This window comes from Bacillus cereus group sp. RP37, assembly GCF_040459695.1.
Taxonomy (GTDB): domain Bacteria; phylum Bacillota; class Bacilli; order Bacillales; family Bacillaceae_G; genus Bacillus_A.
This window is the reverse complement of record NZ_JARVHP010000001.1, coordinates 648,667-667,095: the sequence shown is the minus strand read 5'-3', so window position 1 is coordinate 667,095 and position 18,429 is coordinate 648,667. Positions and strand designations below refer to the sequence as shown.

The window sequence follows — 18,429 nt, the reverse complement described above, 5'->3', positions numbered from 1 at the left end:
ATTTGTACTTCTTTATCACCCAAAAAATTCCTGCTATCTACACTCACATATGGGCACTTACCTACATATCATGCTTGTAGAGTGACTTCTAGGAGGTGTTATATAGTGAAAAAATTAATAACTGTTTTTTGCATCATGTTACTAGCTGTTTTCACATTTGCTGCTTGCAGTAGTAAAAAAGAAGGTACGAAAGAACAAACTCAAAACATTCGCGTCGGCGAAGTTACCCATTCTCTCTTCTACGCCCCGTTATATGTCGGGATTGAAAAAGGATTTTTTAAAGATGAAGGATTAAATATTGACCTCCAAACAACAGCTGGCGGAGATAAAACGATGACCGCCCTGTTATCTGGCGGAATTGATATTGCTCTCGTCGGTTCTGAAACGTCTATTTACGTTCATCAACAAGGCGCAAAAGACCCTGTCATTAACTTCGCACAGCTTACACAAACAGATGGAACATTTTTAGTTTCACGTAAAAAATTAGACTCTTTTAATTGGAATGATGTAAAAGGTGTTACGTTTTTAGGACAGCGTAAAGGCGGCATGCCGCAAATGGTTGGAGAATACGTTTTAAAGAAAAACGGCATTGATCCTCACAAAGATACAAACTTAATTCAAAACATCGAGTTTGCTAATATTGCAAATGCCTACGCATCTGGTACGGGAGAATTTGTACAGCTCTTTGAACCGACTGCAAGTATATTCGAAAAAGAAGGTAAAGGTTATATCGTCGCTTCATTCGGAAATGAATCTGGTACTGTTCCTTATACATCGTTCATGGCAAAGGAAAGTTTCTTAAAAAAGGATAAAGCTGCTGCTGAAAAGTTCACACGTGCTCTCTATAAAGCGCAGCAATGGGTTGATACCCATAGTCCAGAAGAGATCGCTGATGCCGTTTCTCCGTTATTTAAAGACACTTCAAAGGACATTACAGTAAAAGTAATTGAACGGTATAAAAAGCAACACTCTTATGCGACAAATCCGCTATTAGATGCTGAAGAATGGAAACAACTCCAAACGATTATGAAAGAAGCTGGCGAATTACAAAAAGAAGTTCCACATGAAGCGCTCGTCAATACAAAAATTGCCGAAAGCGTTATTAAGAAATAGAGGCGAAGTGTATGAGTTTTTTACAAATACGTAACGTTTCTCACTGCTTTTTCGCAAAAGAGAATGCCAAATTGATTCTCGAAGATATGAGCTTACAAGTGGAAGAAGGCGAATTTATTTCTATACTCGGTCCAAGTGGTTGCGGCAAAACGACACTCCTCTCCATTATTGCCGGGTTACTTGATCCTATTGAAGGTATCGTCTTTTTAGATGGTGAGCCTATTACAACGAAAACTGCATCTATGGGATATATGTTACAGCAAGATTACTTGTTTCCTTGGAAAACAATCGAAGAAAACATCATGCTTGGGCTTCATACCCGAAAGATTTACGATGAACAGACGAAAGAACACACTTTAAAGCTTTTAAAACAAGTCGGTCTGCATGATGTAGAAGAACAATACCCTCGTGAACTATCCGGCGGTATGCGTCAACGTGCCGCTCTCGTTCGAACATTAGCGACCGATCCGAAAATTTTATTGCTAGATGAACCATTTTCCGCTCTCGATTATCAAACGAAGTTGAAACTAGAAGATCTCGTCTTCACATTATTACGTAACTATAAAAAAACATCACTACTCGTGACACATGATATTGAAGAAGCCATTGCAATGAGTGATCGTATTTATTTACTACAAGCGAACCCTGGAAAAATCGCAAAAATATTTATCGTCCCAGAAAGCATCCGTTCCTTATCACCGTTAGAATCACGCCACCACCATGACTTCCCATCCCTCTTCCAAGAAATATGGAAGGAGCTGGAACGCCTTGGATAATATAAAGCAACTACATGAACAGTTTCGGAAGAAAGAACGCAGGCGCGCATGGTTAGCCAGGTCTTTACAGCTTTTACTGCTCATTCTTTTCTTTGCACTATGGGAAATAGCTAGCAAAAAAGAGTGGATTGACCCTTTACTCTTTAGCTCTCCTTCAAGCATTTGGGATCTCTTCCTTAGTAAATGGCTTGACGGTTCGCTTTGGGTCCACATATGGACGACATTACTTGAAACGGGAGTAGGTTTCATTCTTGGAACAGTACTCGGCGCTATTATCGCTACTTTCCTTTGGTGGATCCCCCTTCTCGCCCGCGTACTTGATCCATATCTTGTCGTTCTAAACGCTATGCCAAAAGTGGCACTTGGTCCTATCATCATTGTAATCTTCGGTCCAAATATTTCTTCGTCGATTGCAATGGGAGTAATCATTTCCATCATCATTACCATTCTCGTTATTTACAGTGCATTTCAAGAAGTTGATTCTAACTATATAAAAGTGATGGACACATTTGGCGCAAATAAATGGCAATGTTATAAGCAAGTAGTTCTCCCTGCATCCTTCCCAGCCATTATTTCAACGTTAAAAGTGAACGTTGGTTTATCATGGGTCGGTGTTATCTTCGGCGAACTTCTCGTCTCTAAACAAGGTCTTGGCTACTTAATTAGCTATGGATTCCAAGTTTTCAACTTCACGCTCGTCTTACTGAGTGTACTACTAACCTGTGTCCTCGCCACACTTATGTATGTGTTTGTTGAGGCATTTGAAAAACTTCTAATTGGAAAACGAAAAAAAAGCTGACTTAGGACGATAAACTATAGTCAGCTTCTTTCTTTTACTTTTTATCACACATCTTTGTTTCATTTTTAACGTTTCCATCCGCAACTGTAACTGTATGGAAACAATCTTTCACACGTACTGTAACGACATTATCTTTTCGATCTATTACATGATAGTCATTAAACTTTTTATCCAATGCACTACGAATTTGCTCCCCTTCAAAAATCGGAAAACCGTGAGACATTACCCAAATGAGACCAGCAACAGCAAGAATCGTTTTCATACGTTTCATTACCTCCTCGAGAGTAAACTTATAGCCCCTACAACACGCGCATTATAATTGTGTCTAAATTGTGACATTTTTATACTAATTCTATTTTATAGCGCTAGTTCCTTCTTCTTTTTAATAAAAAGACAGAATTTTCAATTTTATCAACAAAAAAACGCAAAGAACTAAAATTCTTTACGTTTTCTTAGTTAAATGATATAACTCGCATTAGTGTCCACTTTGCTGTTCTATCGTTTTCGAAACATCATATAATCCCGCCAACACTTCCGCTCTCATTTTTACAAGCTCAGGGAACTGATAGAAGAACGCAATTTTTTTATACTTTAACTCCGATCCTTCTTTCACCTTTTTTGAATCTTGCAAAATAAACGCTGTAAACGTATCAGCAATATCTTCTGCTACATTTGTCGTTCCATACTGTGATACAAACTCATCATGCTTTTCTTTAAAAAATTCTATTTGAGTTTCTTCACTTTCTTCTACTTTCTTTTCTGTCCACTCCTGCTCAATAGGCTTCCAGAAAGAGTTATAAAATTGATTAATATAAGATTTTTCCTTCGCACATCCCTCTTGTAAGAAAAGATTTCCACATTTATTTCGGTACGTTGAAATATCTTTATCTTCTTCAAAAGCCTTTACATAGTTTTCATCTACTGGTATTTGCTTATGCCCGAGCGTCAACACGTGAGCCGTCTCATGAATTAATGTTTTCATCACTTCATCGATATTTACCGCAGAATCAAGCGTATCTAAGCTAAGAGTCCAGTCTTTTGGATTCTCCATACTAGGCATAACGTGGGCAACAACACCGTCATAACCATCCGTTATTAAATCAAATTCTGTTATATTCCCGCGATATTTAGCTGGAATGAGTGTACGATACATATCCCATAAATCTTCATGATAACCTCTATCTTGACGTTGTTGCAGCACCTCTTCTTTCGCTTCTTTATCTTCAGCGAATACTTTATTTAAACGTTTCCGTTCTATTTTTTCAAAATAAGGATCTACAATTTCATCATCATCAATATAATAAGAAGCTAAAAAGAAATAATTTTCATCCTCTTCTTTTTTCTTCTCTGCTTTTTTCATATCCGCACTTTCATGCTCTTCTATATCATAATCTTCTACTGCTTCAAGCTCAGATAATCCATCTATTTTTTCATATACTTTTTGAAGTTTCTTATCTCCTATTTCCACGCATTCTTCTTCTGTTTTACAAACTTCTTTTTCCTTCACACTCTTCATAGAACTATCGCATCCTGCTAGTAAACCCATTGCGACGATAACCCCTACTAACTTGCCACACAGTCTCTTCATACAATCCTCCATTATTCCATTCTACAAAAATATCATAATCATTTTTTAACGAATATGCGATAATTAATTATACGAACTGTAAGGAGGTTTCTCATGATTCGAGCAGTCTTATTCGACTTAGATGGAACACTATTAGATCGGCGCCAATCTCTAGAACAATTTATTCATGATCAATATAATCGCTTTGCCTCTCACTTAATGAACATAGAAAAATCAGAGTATTGTTCTCGATTTCTTGAGCTCGATAATAATGGCTATACGTGGAAAGATAAAGTATATGCTACTCTCCTTTGCGAATACAACATTACCACTTTAGCACCAGAGCAACTACTGCACGACTACATTACAAACTTTCAACATCATTGTATTCCTTTCCAAAACATGCATGAATTACTTCAACGTTTAACACAACAAAATATTAAAATTGGCATTATTACAAACGGCTTTACTGACTTTCAAATGAACAATCTTCGTGCACTAAACATACATACGTATACAAATACAATTCTCGTTTCAGAAGCGGAAGGGATTAAAAAACCACATCCTGAGATTTTCGAACGAGCTTTGCAAAAGCTAGACGTTAAGGCCACAGAATGTCTTTACGTTGGAGATCATCCAGAAAACGATGTGCTTGGTTCTGAACGAGTAGGGATTGTTGGTGTATGGAAGAGAGATTCATTTTGGGATGATTTTGAGCATCCACGTATAGTGAACGATTTGTTGGAGGTGCTTTCGTTTTTAGAAGTAAAGATGAAAACAATATGATAGTACATGGGATTTTATTAGCAATATGGCAAGAAATATTAACTTATCAACAAAAAATCATAAAGGAAGAGGAGGTCGTTATTCAAAAACGCCTCCTCTTCCTTTATGATTCATATACTGTAAACTGCGGTTTACTCGGATGATCTTTAACTTGCGCATCATCTGGAAACTTTGACACTTTTTGATATAAGGCAATGTCACCGATGCAACCTGCTGTTAGTAAAATCCCTAAAAATGAGATGGATTGCATATTCATAGCTAATCCAATTACAATTGGCAAAATTCCAGTTGGTAAAAACGGCAGCATTAACACTTTCTTCATTTGATTTACTGTAATCGCCTGTTTAGAATGAGCATATGCAACACCTAGTTTCCAATTAACACCCCATTTCAGTTCACTCCACGGCACACCACCGATATAGCGAAACCCTATTAAATGTATCGCTTCATGAATACAAACGAGAACAAGCATTGCGATAATAAAAAGAAACATAGTTGGTAACGTAATTTCAATTTGAAATCCACCTGAAAGAAGTGAATGTAAAAAACTAACTCCAATCGCCAGAACGAATGCTATACAACATGAATAGAAATTTAATTTAGCCATCGAAACAGTAACAGTCGTTTCTTTACTTTTATCCATCTTTCCCCTCCTAAAATGTAAATATATCTTTACAAAAATTGTATAATATATCCAAAATTATGTAAAGATATATTTACATTTATTCTTTCGCACAAAAAAAAGAAACCAGCCACTTTACTTCGTAAAACAGCCGATTTCTTCTATATGTTTCATCGTACGCGCCAATACATCGTCGCGCATTATAAAGCTAAATTTTCTATCCGTTTTAATATTGTCAGGAATGTCTGTTAATAAAACAGACCCTTTCGTTTCTTCGTAATGCGTATGTTCTTCTACCGCACTAATTGTTGCAAAATAAATGTTTTTAATGATTATTTTGTCTTTTCCAGATACTTTATATTGTCCTAAGTAAGTTAAATCAGAAACGATGCCGCCGGTTTCTTCATGAACCTCTCGAACTGCCGCTTCTTCCGGTGTTTCCCCTAGTTCTACTTTACCACCTGGAAATTCAAGACCGCGACGTAAATGATGCGTTAATAACCATTGATCCCCGTACCGGCATACAACCCAAACATGCTTTGGCTCAGGAGAAAATGGATAACGTTCAAACGATAATTGTACAGTGTTGTGGTAATAATCTTTAAATTTGTACATGCCATTACTCCCCTATTGATGGTTACAAGTTTTTCCTACCACAAATTGTAGCATATTCTCGCTTTTCTGCATAATATTATCCAATTACAATCCATTGATTATTCCCATTTGCGCGACTAATTCTTTCGTCTCATGATTTCCTAAATCGTAAATCATTTTATATGCTTTTTGTAGTTGTTCATCATATCGGTCATTATTTGAATCGTGATGATACTCAACAAATGGAACATGAGAACGTACAAACGAACCTAAATCCTCTACATATGCTTGATCGAAGTACTCTCTTAACTCCGTAATTTCCTCATCACTTGCGGAAATTTCAAAATTATACGTATCCGCCGTCTTCACTTGTGAAATTTGACCGTTTCCTATTGATATATAATATGTTTTTTTCGTCTCCATGTAACACCCTTCTTTCATCCTTTTAATTTCTATTGTTTTCATCAATTACAAAATTATGTAAAATAAAGAAAAGGAGGGATCCCATGTTCAAAATATTAATTATCGGTATTATCATCGTCCTAGTCATACTAGTACTCTCCGTCATGACGATTAACAAAGGCTACGCTTATAAACATTCTGTTGATAAACCAGAAGATAACCCTTATACAAAAAACAGCAAGAAGAATTCATAATACGCTTCATATACTACTTATTTAGCCCACATCATATCCAGTATTCATTTACTGGCAGTTCAACATAACTTTCTACCACTTTCACAATTGCTATTAAAAGCTTTACCGTTTCTTATTACCATTGAACAAATAAGGAAAAAGGATTCATATCGATTGTTCTCATTATCAACTATTTAAAATAACTGGAGGTATATATATGCTAAAAGGGATACAGATTACTTTTTCACTTATCGCTTTATGTATAGCAATCTATGGATTTTTTACTGGCAATAGAGAAATAATGCCTTATATGTTCTTTTTCTTAGGATTAATGGCTTTCACTGTAGCGCTAGGAGAAATAAAACAAGACAGAAAATCTAGCGGTATACTCGCTTTCATGGCTGGCGCTGGTGCTTTATTTCTTAGCTTCTCAGAACTATTTCGATAAATAATCTATTTAAAAGGTGGAGATTTGTATGCTAAAAACATTACGAATTGTATCCGCTCTTATCGTCATCGCTCTCGCTCTATCCGGAATGTTGACAAACGCACTTGTTACAATGCCTTATATGCTCATCACCTTATCTATTATGACCTTCATCATAAGTGCAGAAGAAAAACAGAAACAAAAGAAAGTACACAGTACACTCTCCTTCTTTTCTGGCGTATTCACTTTAATCGTTGCTATTATAATTTTTGTCTCTCGGTAATTACATTTCTACTAGGAGGTTAAAATGCATATAAGAAAATTACAGCTAAACATCGTTTTTATTACTTTAATTTTATGTTTATACAGCACATTTACAATGAACTTTCAAACCTTTTCACCTATCATTTTGTTCCTCTTTAGTTTATATGGTATTTTAGTAGGAATTGAGACGATTCAAAAACAGCAAAAACAAATTGGAGCTATTAGCATCGGTTTAAGTATTTTTACGATTGTTTTTGTTAGTCCATTTATTCTGTTCTTCTAAAGGAGGCTTATATGTTAAAAAACATTCGAATTATACTAGCAACGATTGCCCTCATTCTTGCTATACTTAGCTTCTTTGCAAACTTCTCTATACTTTTGTCATTCGTATTCATCCTTTTGAGTATTATGTTTATCTTTTTTGGAATTGATGAAATGAAGAAACAGGAAAAAGCAAAAGCATTTGTTTATTTTCTCGGTTCTGCCTTTGTCTTATATGTTGGGTTGTCTAGTATACTTTCATAAAAAAGAAGAGCATGGTCGCTCTTAACACAATAAAAAAACTGCCCTTTCACAGGCAGTTTTTCTTTATCCAAACACTTTCTCAAGTTCATCTTTATCTTGGCTTAACCAGAAGTTCATTAAGCGTTGTGCTCCTTCTAAGTCATGAAGCTTCGCTTGGCCACATTGTGTTTCATTTGCAGCTGGAATTTCTGTAATTTGAACCGCATCTTTTAATGTTAGTTCTAATAAATCAATGATTTCTCGAACTGTCGGTGTTCCGCTTACTACAAGATAGTATCCTGTTTGGCAGCCCATCGGTGAAATATCGATAATATCAAAATGCGGATAACGATCAATATATTTACGTAAATTAAATGCTAATAAATGTTCTAACGTATGAATAACATCTGGTTTCATTGCTTGTTTATTCGGTTGGCAAAAACGAATATCGAATTTATTTACAATACCGTCACTACCTACATTGTGAACTCCGCAATGTCTTACATAAGGTGCCTTTACAATCGTATGATCTAATTCAAAGCTTTCTACTGATGGCATACAACATCTCTCCCGCTTTTAATTTAATTCCGTTATATCCAATATGATATAACGGAAATCAACATTAGTAAAGTATTATGTACAGTCGTGCTATAATACTTTAAGAATATGCTGAAAAGGAGACCATTATGAAACAGATTTTTATTAGCATTATACGCTTTTATCAAAAATTCATTTCTCCAATGACACCACCAACGTGCCGCTTTTACCCAACTTGTTCTCATTACGGATTAGAGGCGTTTCAAAAGCATGGCGCACTCAAAGGCTTTTTGCTTACTTGTAAGCGTATATTAAAATGTCACCCTTTCCACCCGGGAGGATTTGATCCTGTCCCAGATAAAAAGGATGACAAAGTAAATTCTTAATTGTCGTAACCATTCACAACTAAATCTAATTTTCCTGTGTCAGGATCGATAACAAGACCGTGAACAGGTACTTCTTCTGGAAGTAATGGATGGTTGCGAAGTATTGATACGCTATGTTCTACACTTTCTTCTACACTAGAGAACCCTTGTAGGAATCTTTCTAAATCGATTCCAGAATAACGAAGTGTATCTAATTTCTCTTCTGTTATACCGCGCTCTTTCATCTTCTCAATTGTACTGCTTGCTTGAATTTTTGCCATACCACAATCATGGTGACCAACTACACATACTTCATCAGCACCAAGCTCATATACAGCAACTAAAATACTACGCATAATACTTCCGAATGGATGTGAAATAACAGCGCCTGCTACTTTAATAATTTTCACATCACCGTTACGCATATTCATTGCTTTCGGTAGTAGTTCCACAAGACGAGTATCCATACAAGAGATAATTACCATTTTTTTATTTGGGAATTTTCCTGTTTCATACTCTTCGTATTTTTTTTCTTCAACGAATTTTTCATTGTATTGTAAAATCTCTTCTAATGACTTCATAGTAAAAAACCCTCTTTTCTCTCATTTACATTACTTATATAGTGTACCAAAATTTAAAAAACTCAAAAAGAATATTGTTTTATAGTAAAAATAAGATATTTTCAGATAACCGCCATAATTTTTTCAAAATATACACACAGCTTTGTAACAAGTCTCATATTCTTTAACCACATTTTCACTATAAACTGATTGTAGATAATGTAAAAAAGGAGTGAATATTTATTATGTCCGACGTTCTGTTACTGAGTCGTTTTCAATTTGCAATTACTATTTTTTATCACTTTTTATTTGTACCTTTGACAATCGGACTTGTTATTTTGGTAGCATGTATGGAAACTCAATACGCCCGCACATTGAATCCAACATACCGCAAAATGGCAAATTTCTGGGGGAAATTATTTACAATTAACTTCGTAATGGGGATTATAACCGGGATTACGATGGAATTCCAATTTGGAACAAACTGGTCTGAGTACTCCAAATATATGGGAGATATTTTCGGATCACCTCTCGCAATCGAAGCACTTGTTGCCTTCTTCTTAGAATCTACTTTCATGGGAATATGGTTATTCGGTAAAGACAAAATTTCACCAAAGTTCCGTGCCTTCTGTATGTGGATGGTTGCACTTGGAACAAATATTTCCGCACTTTGGATTATTACAGCAAACGGCTTTATGCAAAACCCTGTTGGCTACGTAGTACGTAATGGCCGCGCTGAATTAAATGATTTCTGGGCACTTGTTACAAATCCATATGCTTGGAACATGTTCTTCCATACTGTAATTGGTTGTTATATTGTTGGTGCTTTCTTCGTTATGGCAATTAGTGCCTATCACTTATTACGTAAAAATGAAGTGGAATTCTTCAAAAAATCATTTAAGTTTGGGTTACTGTTAGGTTTATTCGCCGCAACAGTTACACCATTTATGGGACATCAATCTGGTGTATCCGCCGCTAAATATCAACCAGCTAAAGGTGCTGCGATGGAAGCTGTTTGGGAAACTGGAAAAGGACAAGGCTTCTCGATTATTCAAATTCCTGATGTGAAAAACGAAAAGAACTTTGAATTCCTTACGATTCCGAAACTAGGAAGCTTCTTCTACACAAACTCATTTGATGGTGAAATTGTTGGTTTAAAAGATATTCCAAAAGAAGATCGTCCAAACGTTAACCTCGTGTACTATAGCTTCCGCTTAATGGTTGCACTTGGTATGTTCTTTATGGCATTAACTTGGTTCGGTTTCTATTTAAACCGAAAAGGAAAACTAGAAAACTCAAAACGTTATTTAAAAATTACAATGTGGTCTGTCTTACTACCATATATCGCAATTAACGCTGGATGGATTGTCGCCGAAGTAGGTCGTCAACCATGGACAGTTTATAAACTAATGCGTACAGCAGAATCTGTATCGCCTATATCTGTCCCACAAATTTGGTTCTCATTAATTAGTTTAATCTTATTCTACACTTTACTTTTAATCGCAGACGTATACTTAATGCTGAAGTTCGCGAAAAAAGGACCAGCAGCATTAGAAGAACCTGCTACTGAGGGAGGTGCAGCTCATGTCTCATGATATGCTTGCAATCATCTGGTTTGGTTTATGGGGCGTGATTTGGACAGTTTACTTCATTCTTGATGGGTATGCACTTGGTAACGGAATGATTTTCCCGTTCGTTGCGAAAGACCGACAAGAACGAAATCAATTACAAGAAGCAATTGGCCCGTTCTGGGGTGGTAATGAAGTATGGTTAATTACAGCTGGTGGCGCAACATTTGCTGCCTTCCCAGTCACATATGCAAATATGTTTAGTTACCTATATACACCACTATTTTTAGTATTACTTGCACTATTTGCTCGTGCCGCTGGACTGGAATTCATGCATAAAGATGATTCACCAATTTGGCAAAAAACTTGTAAATGGGCATTTACAATTGGTAGTTTCCTAATCGCTTTCTTATTCGGAGTTACGTTCGCTAACCTTTATTATGGACTACAAATCGGAAAAAATGGCTATGAAGGAAATTTACTTAGCTTACTAAATCATTACGGTATTTTAGGAGGTCTGTTCTTCACTGCTATATTTGTCGTATCTGGTGCCCTTTGGGTTATGATTAAAACAACTGGTGAAGTATCTGATCGTGCTTATAAAATCGCAAGACCATTTTCAATGGCAGCTGCTATCATTTTAGCTATTTTCTATGTAGCAACTGCAAATCGTACAAATTTATTCCAAAACTTCACAGAATATCCGGTACTATTCATTCTTCCGGTACTTGCCATGTTAATGAGTGTACTCGCACTTATTATGGTGTACAAACATAAAATCGGTCTCGCATTCACATTCGTTTGCTTAACAATCGCAATGTTTATGACAACTGGCTTTGCAGGTATGTTCCCAAGAATGTTACCATCTCGTATTAATGATGCTTATAGTACAACGTTATACAACGCAGCTGGCAGTCAATTAAACTTAAAAATTATGTTCTTCGTTGCAATGGTTATGGTACCAATTGTTATTGGATATCAACTTTGGAGCTACAGTATCTTTAAAAATAAAATTCATAAAGACTCTGCTAAAGGGTATCACTAAGGTGAAAAAAGACACTTCGTTAGAAGTGTCTTTTTTATACGTATGATTTTCGATAAGATGTTATATTTCCAATCTAACAACTATAATACAGAAGAATCATTAACAGCTCACAGCTAGATTGTATCACAGGACAAACATGTTACTTTATGCAATTTTGCATATAAAAATTATAACGTAGATTGGATTACTTGATCATACACATCGTTGTCCCCTACATCCGCTGTACTAATACCACTAAATGTTTGTACTTTCATTCCTGTATTCGATGATCCCGATCCATTATAAGCTTTCGTTTTTTCAATTGGTTGCACATTATATTTATCACCTAAATTAATTATTCCGTTACAATTTTCAATAATAACACCTTCCACAACTGACGGCATTTTTTCACCTACTTTCATTTCGTTACTTTTATTTTATGAGAATCGCCTAAAAAAATAGCATGTTTCCATAAGAAAAAGCACTCAGGACGAGTGCTTTTTCTTATTTACCGCTCTTCTCTCTCTCACAAGCAATTCCATCGCCATCACGATCTAAATGCTTACCGTAGTATGGACTATCTCTTGTAATATCATAAAATCCAGCATCATTTGCTTCTTTACAATTAGCAAAGCGCTTTGGCTCTTGATTTGCTCCTGGTCTTTCCTCATATGGTAATGTCGCATTATATAAGAACTGTACATATTGTTCACGAGTCACATTCATCTTAGGTGAAAACATATTATCACCTGTTCCCGCGGCAATTTTATTAGATTGCACAGCGCTAATCGCTTTATTCGACCATGATTTTCTATCTACATCTACAAATGTATGCTCCGATTTTGCCACTAATTTATATGCATTTGTTAACACTTGAGCCATTTCTTCACGAGTCAAAGAAGCTTTTGGTCTAAAGTTTCCTTTTTCATCCCCTGCAAAAATCCCCATTTCTGTTAATGCTAAAATTTCCTTTTTAAAATTTGTTGAATGATCATTAATATCATTATACGGATTATTGTAATTCTCTTTCGATTCCGGCTTTAGCTGGAGATACATAAGTCTAGCAACTTGCTCACGAGTCACATCATCACCAAACCCAAAAATTCCATTTCCGTACCCACTAACAATATTTTTGCTTGTTAAATCTAAAATTGCTTTATAAGACCAATGCCCTGTTGGAACATCTTTGAAGATAATACTTGCTTGTGCCGTTCCAATAGATGTAAAGGCAGTTGTTACGACAATCGCGCCTGTTAAAAATAGTTTCTTTAAATTCATTCTAAGATCCCCTTTTACTTTTCTTACTAACCATTTAACATAATAACAAATTATAAAAATACAATTTGTCATATTATGTCGAACACAAAAAAGAATCCAGTAGGATTCTTTTTTGCTAAGCATGAATGGCAATTTTGGAGACAGTTGACTTCTTCAAAAATTTATTAGGGGTAATATTTTGAAAAAGAAAGCCTTTCATATGTAGGTTAACACCACTGGAATATATAGTAAATTGATAATATTTATACGGAAGATTGCTAATGTTTAGTATAGATAGTTTCCACTATATTAACAGTGAAAACTATCTATACTAAACAACAAAAAGGTGCCTTCAAAGAAGACACCTTTCATAAACAGACACTATAAAACAGAATTATTTATTGTTATACGATTGTTAGATACAAAAAGTAGAGGAAAATGTTTGTATTAAATTCTGCTTTATAAATTCTGCCTATAACTTATATTTTAATCTTCTTCATTTAAAAATAAATATAATATGCATAATTACATACCTAAAAGAAAAGACACTCCATAGAGTGCCTCTTCAACCATTTTACTTTTAATATATCGCCTTTCATACATTTTAACATATGTATCCATATATTTTATTGAGAAAATTCAAAATCATTTTTCCTTTCATTTTTAATTATAAAATCATGTAATATAAAAGGTATGTCAAATTCTTATACAAATTGAGGTGTACTATATTTATGTATTTTGGAATCATTCCTCTTATATTGTTTATTATTTTTCTTATCTCATATTTAAAAGATCCACGAAAAATAATAAATGGCTTTTTATTTAATGCCTTTTTCTGTTCATTTCTATTATTTTGCGCTATAGCCTCTTATGAGTCTGGTAGTAATTCTTTACATTTTATTGTTATTATTCCCATGTTAGCGCTAATTGTAATGATACCTTTTGCTATAGTCGCTTTAATGTTTGGACTATTTCTTAATGCAAAAATTTTAATGCAACGTGAAGGAAGACGCTTCACAAACTCTTTAACTTTAATTGCTGCTTTAGGGATTTTATTCTTTATAATGCTCCCTATTATAAATCCAGCAAGTTTATTCTCAGAGCATTTTCAATTTATTTTTGCTGCTATATCTCTTATAACTATGTATTTCTTTGTGCATTTATCTAACTTCTTAAGCGCGTATTTTTTATACCAATTCAATAGACCAAGACGTAATCAAGATTTCATCATCGTTCTTGGTAGTGGCTTAATTAATGATAAAGTACCACCTTTACTTGCAAGTCGCATTAATAAAGCAATCGACTTTTATTGGAAACAAGCCTCTGTAAATACACCACCAACAATCATTTTCTCTGGTGGACAAGGTCCAGATGAAGGTCTTCCTGAAGCAGAAGCAATGCAAAAATATGCTGTTGAAAAAGGAATTCCAATTGAACATACAGTACAGGAAAATCGCTCTGTCAACACATATCAAAACATGTCGTTCTCTAAAGAAATTATGGATTCTTTAAAACCAGAAGGTAAATATAAAAGTATCTTTACAACAAATAATTTCCACCTTTTCCGCGCTGGTATATATGCAAGACAGGCTGGCCTTAATAGCCAAGGAATCGGATCAAAAACAGCCTTTTATTATTGGCCTAACGCAATGATTCGTGAATATGTCGCAATTGTTGTAATGGGACGTAAGCGCCATATGAAAGTGTGCGGGACTATTTTAGGTTTCGCTTTATTCCTAACAGTCCTTAGTTTTATTGTTTCTTAACATTCTCCCATCCTTTCATAAGGATGGGATTTCTTATACTTATTTCAAAAATATTTTAAAGATAATATGGTGATAATATTCCCTGCATACATCCATTAAAGGAGAATTTTTTCAAATTAAATGTTAAAATGGAATTTAGGTGTGAATTACGTAACAAATAAGAAACTAGTTTGAAACGAGGAAATTACATGGAGAAAATTATCAAAAACAAGCCCAATAAGCTAAAAATCGCTTCAAAAGCTTTGATGATTATTATTGGGGCATTTATCACAGCGTACGGATTAGAATCGGTATTAATTCCAAATAACGTATCAGACGGTGGTGTGACTGGTTTAAGTATCGTTAGTTCAAGATTATTTGGATTGCCATTAGGAGCTCTAATCGCAGTTATTAACATTCCTTTCGTTTGGTTAGGATACAAACAAATTGGTAAAAGTTTTGCAATTTATTCTATTATCGGGATTGCTTCATTAGCAATAGGTACCGTTGTCATGCACGGAATACCAATTATTATTGAAGGTGATACATTACTCGTTACAGTTGTTGGTGGTATTATTATCGGTTTCGGTATGGGACTAGCATTACGTAACGGCGGCGCATTAGATGGAATCGATATGCTAGCTGTATTACTTTCTCGTAAGTTACCTTTTGGAACAAGTGACCTTATTTTATTCTTAAACATGTTCGTGTTTATTTTCGTATCAACAGTATTCGGCCTTCAAGGAGCTATCCTTTCGGCAATTGCTTACTTTATCGCTTCGAAAGTGATTCATATCGTTGAAGTTGGTTTAAGTGGTTCGAAAACATTTAAAATCATCACGAAAGAGCCTGAATTAATGGTAGAAACAATTCGCGATCGTTTAGGCCGAAGCGCAACGTATAACGAAGTATACGGTGGTTATTCAAGAGAGAAATTTAAAGAAATTTCTTGCGTAATTAACCGTTTAGAAGAAAGTAAAATGAAAGACTTAATTAATGAAATCGATCCAAATGCCTTCATTACAGTTTATGATGTAGCAGAAGTAAAAGGCGGTAACTTTAAGAAACGTGATATTCATTAATCATTATAAAAAAAGAGGGTGCGCCAGCAATTTGGTGCACCCTCTTTTTATTATGAAATTGCGGTCGATATATTTCAATAATCGCCGATATCATTTCACTTCCCCCATCTTCCTCCGTTCTTAATCCATGCTACGTATTTTTGAAAGGCGGGCACTTTCTGTTGAAAGCGAAGCTTAACATATAGAAAGAGAGTACATGTACATAGTATCCATAGAATACCTACTACAAAGTGAAATTTCATCGTTGTGCTAATAAACAAACTGAGGAATAAGACGAGGAACATAATCAAACTAAACCTTTTATATATAGTCATACTATTCTCCTCCTTATAACTTAATTGTACCAGCTAAAAGGAACTAATTTCCATATTGAAAAGACCGAAAAGCAAATTCCACTTTTCGGTCTCTATAACTATCTTCTCTTCGTAATCTTTCCTGAACCACCAACCCTTGTTTTCGGGGGAGATGTATTCCTTGGCGGCGTTTTAATAGATGATTTCGGCTTCACATCTGATCCGCTCGAGCCACCTGGTGTTTTTGTAATTTTTCCTTTGCTTCCAGTAGAAGGTGGAGGCGTATTACTTCCTTTTTCCGTAATACTTCCTGTATCTCCTACAGAAGATCTCGAATCTACATTATCGCCTCGCTTAATGATAGATCCTTTCCCTTCCTTCGTAATTGGAGGAGGGGTTTTCTTTTCTTCTTTCGTAGGTGGTCTTTCTGGAATAACTGGTTTATGATTTTGTCTGTCATTATACCCTCGGTAATCACCGGATGATGATTTTTTTGAACCGAATATATCGTTTAATATACTTCCCATAATATATCCTTGCAAGAAGGATGGTTGGTAATTTTGACGGACAAATTCTTCATTACTTACTTCAATTAACGTATCAGATGGTTTCTCTTTATCCTTTTGCAAATTATACATTTTATCAGAATAAACGAGGAACATTTGATTTTCGTCTTCTTTAGATGCTTGCTTCGGTTTCCTTTCGGCTATAAGTTCCTTTGCGACTTCAGGAACTGACCGATTGGCGGCCCTATACACGTAAGATTCTTGTTTACCTTCCTTTGCGACAGATTCAAGTGGATAACGGTCTTGAATCGACTTTGTCTGCCCGCCTTGACAACCTGATAAGGCATATCCAGCAACAACAAGTAATATAACGATAGCAAGTATAGGGATTACGAACGATTTAATCATGGTAAACAATCGGTTTGACATGATTACGCCCCCTTACGTTGCTCTTATAATTTGTACATCAGCAGGAATAATTGCTTCTCCCTCATACATCATTGTGCGACCATTTTGCCATTCAATACGCAATAATTTTCGGTTATCTGATTGGAATTCCCATACGTACTGTTCTTCTGAAGCAGAGAATGGTGTTTTCCCCATCACAACAACACGTCCGTTATATTGCTCTTCCATATGGTACTCTGTATCATCCATTTCAATTGTCGTCGGAACTTCATCAATAGAATCTAAACGACCATCAATTGGTGTATATAATTTGTAATACGTATTTTCACGGTCTTCAATTTTTAAATAACGAATATCTTTCCCGTCTTGCAACGTTAAAACAATTTCTTTACGAGAATGCATACTCGTTTTCCCAGTTAATTCATACATGACTAATGAAACTTCAATCATATCGCCAGGAGCTAACGTTAACAAACTTTTCTCTGGTTTCGGCGGCTCTGGGCTCTTCATTATATTTTTAATTCGTTTAAATAAACTCACGATCTACCCCTCCTTCTCTCTTTATAAACAAGCACCTAAAATAAGTGCACCAACGATATGTAATGATCCAGCCAACATCGCATGGGCGACACTGCCTTCTTTCGTACCTTCTTCTAAATCTAAGCCAGACATTTTCTTTAACACAAATTCGATAAACATTTCTACCACTAATAAAATAACGAAAGAAACTGCTGATGCAAGTAGCGCTTGCCATAAGTCATTTGCTTTCGTTATAGATTGAGATAAAATGTACCCTTGCGCGAATAATTTCATAACGAAACGCGTTGTTACAGCTGTATTTCCATTCTTTATTTCTTTTAAATCATTGTATTTAGTAAAAATTGAATCAATCCACATAATTGCAAATAAAAGTACTGCACTTGCTCCAGTCCATACAAGCATGGCTAACACATTTGTCCATGTCATTGCAAAACCTCCTATTAAATGATAATAGAAA

At 35.2% G+C, this 18,429-nt stretch carries 27 protein-coding genes; 14 read left to right on the top strand and 13 right to left on the bottom strand.

The genetic code is table 11. The annotated features are described in order from the left end of the window. The first annotated feature begins 105 nt into the window (after positions 1-105). From QCI44_RS03490 to QCI44_RS03480, 3 genes are read left to right on the top strand one after another with little or no spacing between them, the layout of a single operon-like run. Positions 106-1,113, top strand: a complete 1,008-nt coding sequence (locus QCI44_RS03490) for an ABC transporter substrate-binding protein (protein WP_016085840.1) — start codon at positions 106-108, stop codon at positions 1,111-1,113. A gap of 11 nt (positions 1,114-1,124) precedes the next feature. Continuing rightward, positions 1,125-1,889 (top strand): ABC transporter ATP-binding protein, encoded by a 765-nt coding sequence (locus QCI44_RS03485; protein ID WP_016085839.1) that lies wholly within the window; start codon positions 1,125-1,127, stop codon positions 1,887-1,889. Continuing rightward, positions 1,882-2,688 (top strand): ABC transporter permease, encoded by an 807-nt coding sequence (locus QCI44_RS03480; RefSeq protein ID WP_016135516.1) that lies wholly within the window; start codon positions 1,882-1,884, stop codon positions 2,686-2,688. Before QCI44_RS03485 ends, QCI44_RS03480 begins: the two co-directional genes overlap by 8 nt. Before the next feature lie 34 nt (positions 2,689-2,722). Here the strand turns inward: QCI44_RS03480 and QCI44_RS03475 are convergent, their stop codons facing one another. Beyond that, positions 2,723-2,950, bottom strand: a complete 228-nt coding sequence (locus QCI44_RS03475; RefSeq protein ID WP_000849109.1) for a hypothetical protein — start codon at positions 2,948-2,950, stop codon at positions 2,723-2,725. Between the two features lie 213 nt (positions 2,951-3,163). Then, positions 3,164-4,276 carry a hypothetical protein gene (locus QCI44_RS03470; protein ID WP_098560619.1) on the bottom strand — a complete coding sequence of 371 codons (1,113 nt, stop codon included), beginning with the start codon at positions 4,274-4,276 and terminating at the stop codon, positions 3,164-3,166. 93 nt (positions 4,277-4,369) lie between these two features. On the opposite strand from QCI44_RS03470, the gene QCI44_RS03465 reads away from it, so the two are divergent. Then, positions 4,370-5,041 (top strand): HAD family hydrolase, encoded by a 672-nt coding sequence (locus QCI44_RS03465; protein WP_353811001.1) that lies wholly within the window; start codon positions 4,370-4,372, stop codon positions 5,039-5,041. A gap of 103 nt (positions 5,042-5,144) precedes the next feature. Here QCI44_RS03465 and QCI44_RS03460 read toward each other — a convergent pair whose 3' ends face one another. From QCI44_RS03460 to QCI44_RS03450, 3 genes are all read right to left on the bottom strand, one after another. Next, positions 5,145-5,684 (bottom strand): DUF3267 domain-containing protein, encoded by a 540-nt coding sequence (locus QCI44_RS03460; RefSeq protein WP_088084451.1) that lies wholly within the window; start codon positions 5,682-5,684, stop codon positions 5,145-5,147. 114 nt (positions 5,685-5,798) lie between these two features. Beyond that, positions 5,799-6,278, bottom strand: coding sequence for an antimutator 8-oxo-(dGTP/GTP)ase (gene mutTA, locus QCI44_RS03455; protein ID WP_000276386.1), 480 nt, complete (start codon positions 6,276-6,278; stop codon positions 5,799-5,801). A gap of 84 nt (positions 6,279-6,362) precedes the next feature. Beyond that, complete coding sequence (locus QCI44_RS03450) at positions 6,363-6,680, bottom strand: hypothetical protein (protein ID WP_000448410.1); 318 nt, start codon at positions 6,678-6,680, stop codon at positions 6,363-6,365. 83 nt (positions 6,681-6,763) lie between these two features. On the opposite strand from QCI44_RS03450, the gene ytzI reads away from it, so the two are divergent. The 5 genes from ytzI to QCI44_RS03425 all read left to right on the top strand — a co-directional run bounded on the left by ytzI (position 6,764) and on the right by QCI44_RS03425 (position 8,108). Continuing rightward, positions 6,764-6,913: a YtzI protein gene (gene ytzI, locus QCI44_RS03445; protein WP_000472802.1), complete on the top strand. Its 150-nt coding sequence runs from the start codon at positions 6,764-6,766 to the stop codon at positions 6,911-6,913. Positions 6,914-7,109: 196 nt separating this feature from the next. Continuing rightward, entirely contained in the window at positions 7,110-7,340 is a 231-nt protein-coding gene (locus QCI44_RS03440; protein ID WP_016135522.1) for a YczI family protein, read from the top strand. Positions 7,341-7,368: 28 nt separating this feature from the next. Continuing rightward, positions 7,369-7,602 carry a DUF3953 domain-containing protein gene (locus QCI44_RS03435; RefSeq protein WP_088084452.1) on the top strand — a complete coding sequence of 78 codons (234 nt, stop codon included), beginning with the start codon at positions 7,369-7,371 and terminating at the stop codon, positions 7,600-7,602. Between the two features lie 24 nt (positions 7,603-7,626). Then, positions 7,627-7,866 (top strand): hypothetical protein, encoded by a 240-nt coding sequence (locus QCI44_RS03430; RefSeq protein WP_088084453.1) that lies wholly within the window; start codon positions 7,627-7,629, stop codon positions 7,864-7,866. Between the two features lie 11 nt (positions 7,867-7,877). Further along, complete coding sequence (locus QCI44_RS03425; RefSeq protein WP_016135525.1) at positions 7,878-8,108, top strand: YczI family protein; 231 nt, start codon at positions 7,878-7,880, stop codon at positions 8,106-8,108. Positions 8,109-8,171: 63 nt separating this feature from the next. Here the strand turns inward: QCI44_RS03425 and luxS are convergent, their stop codons facing one another. Next, positions 8,172-8,645: an S-ribosylhomocysteine lyase LuxS gene (luxS, locus tag QCI44_RS03420; protein WP_001141371.1), complete on the bottom strand. Its 474-nt coding sequence runs from the start codon at positions 8,643-8,645 to the stop codon at positions 8,172-8,174. A gap of 128 nt (positions 8,646-8,773) precedes the next feature. On the opposite strand from luxS, the gene yidD reads away from it, so the two are divergent. Beyond that, on the top strand, positions 8,774-9,010 hold the full coding sequence (yidD, locus tag QCI44_RS03415) for a membrane protein insertion efficiency factor YidD (protein WP_016135526.1): 237 nt from the start codon (positions 8,774-8,776) through the stop codon (positions 9,008-9,010). Here yidD and QCI44_RS03410 read toward each other — a convergent pair. Next, entirely contained in the window at positions 9,007-9,570 is a 564-nt protein-coding gene (locus tag QCI44_RS03410; protein ID WP_000838167.1) for a beta-class carbonic anhydrase, read from the bottom strand. The genes yidD and QCI44_RS03410 overlap by 4 nt on opposite strands. 224 nt (positions 9,571-9,794) lie before the next feature. Between QCI44_RS03410 and cydA the strand changes: the two genes are divergently transcribed. After that, on the top strand, positions 9,795-11,144 hold the full coding sequence (cydA, locus tag QCI44_RS03405) for a cytochrome ubiquinol oxidase subunit I (RefSeq protein WP_016085828.1): 1,350 nt from the start codon (positions 9,795-9,797) through the stop codon (positions 11,142-11,144). Further along, positions 11,134-12,162 carry a cytochrome d ubiquinol oxidase subunit II gene (cydB, locus tag QCI44_RS03400; RefSeq protein ID WP_000017650.1) on the top strand — a complete coding sequence of 343 codons (1,029 nt, stop codon included), beginning with the start codon at positions 11,134-11,136 and terminating at the stop codon, positions 12,160-12,162. Before cydA ends, cydB begins: the two co-directional genes overlap by 11 nt. 167 nt (positions 12,163-12,329) lie before the next feature. Here the strand turns inward: cydB and QCI44_RS03395 are convergent, their stop codons facing one another. Further along, entirely contained in the window at positions 12,330-12,563 is a 234-nt protein-coding gene (locus tag QCI44_RS03395; protein ID WP_033659789.1) for a spore germination protein, read from the bottom strand. Positions 12,564-12,645: 82 nt separating this feature from the next. Next, on the bottom strand, positions 12,646-13,419 hold the full coding sequence (locus QCI44_RS03390) for an S-layer homology domain-containing protein (RefSeq protein WP_016135527.1): 774 nt from the start codon (positions 13,417-13,419) through the stop codon (positions 12,646-12,648). Positions 13,420-14,129: 710 nt separating this feature from the next. Between QCI44_RS03390 and QCI44_RS03385 the strand changes: the two genes are divergently transcribed. Beyond that, positions 14,130-15,164, top strand: coding sequence for a YdcF family protein (locus tag QCI44_RS03385; protein WP_016085825.1), 1,035 nt, complete (start codon positions 14,130-14,132; stop codon positions 15,162-15,164). Between the two features lie 188 nt (positions 15,165-15,352). Next, positions 15,353-16,225, top strand: coding sequence for a YitT family protein (locus QCI44_RS03380; protein WP_016135528.1), 873 nt, complete (start codon positions 15,353-15,355; stop codon positions 16,223-16,225). A 95-nt stretch (positions 16,226-16,320) separates the two neighbouring features. Here QCI44_RS03380 and QCI44_RS03375 read toward each other — a convergent pair whose 3' ends face one another. The 4 genes from QCI44_RS03375 to QCI44_RS03360 all read right to left on the bottom strand — a co-directional run bounded on the left by QCI44_RS03375 (position 16,321) and on the right by QCI44_RS03360 (position 18,398). Then, complete coding sequence (locus tag QCI44_RS03375; protein ID WP_088084454.1) at positions 16,321-16,539, bottom strand: hypothetical protein; 219 nt, start codon at positions 16,537-16,539, stop codon at positions 16,321-16,323. A 98-nt stretch (positions 16,540-16,637) separates the two neighbouring features. Further along, a complete protein-coding gene (locus QCI44_RS03370; RefSeq protein WP_088084455.1) occupies positions 16,638-17,453 on the bottom strand; it encodes a DUF4247 domain-containing protein in 816 nt (271 codons plus the stop codon). A 12-nt stretch (positions 17,454-17,465) separates the two neighbouring features. Continuing rightward, positions 17,466-17,972 (bottom strand): DUF4178 domain-containing protein, encoded by a 507-nt coding sequence (locus QCI44_RS03365; RefSeq protein WP_000051753.1) that lies wholly within the window; start codon positions 17,970-17,972, stop codon positions 17,466-17,468. A gap of 21 nt (positions 17,973-17,993) precedes the next feature. Beyond that, complete coding sequence (locus QCI44_RS03360; RefSeq protein WP_016085820.1) at positions 17,994-18,398, bottom strand: DUF350 domain-containing protein; 405 nt, start codon at positions 18,396-18,398, stop codon at positions 17,994-17,996. Positions 18,399-18,429 lie beyond the last annotated feature (31 nt).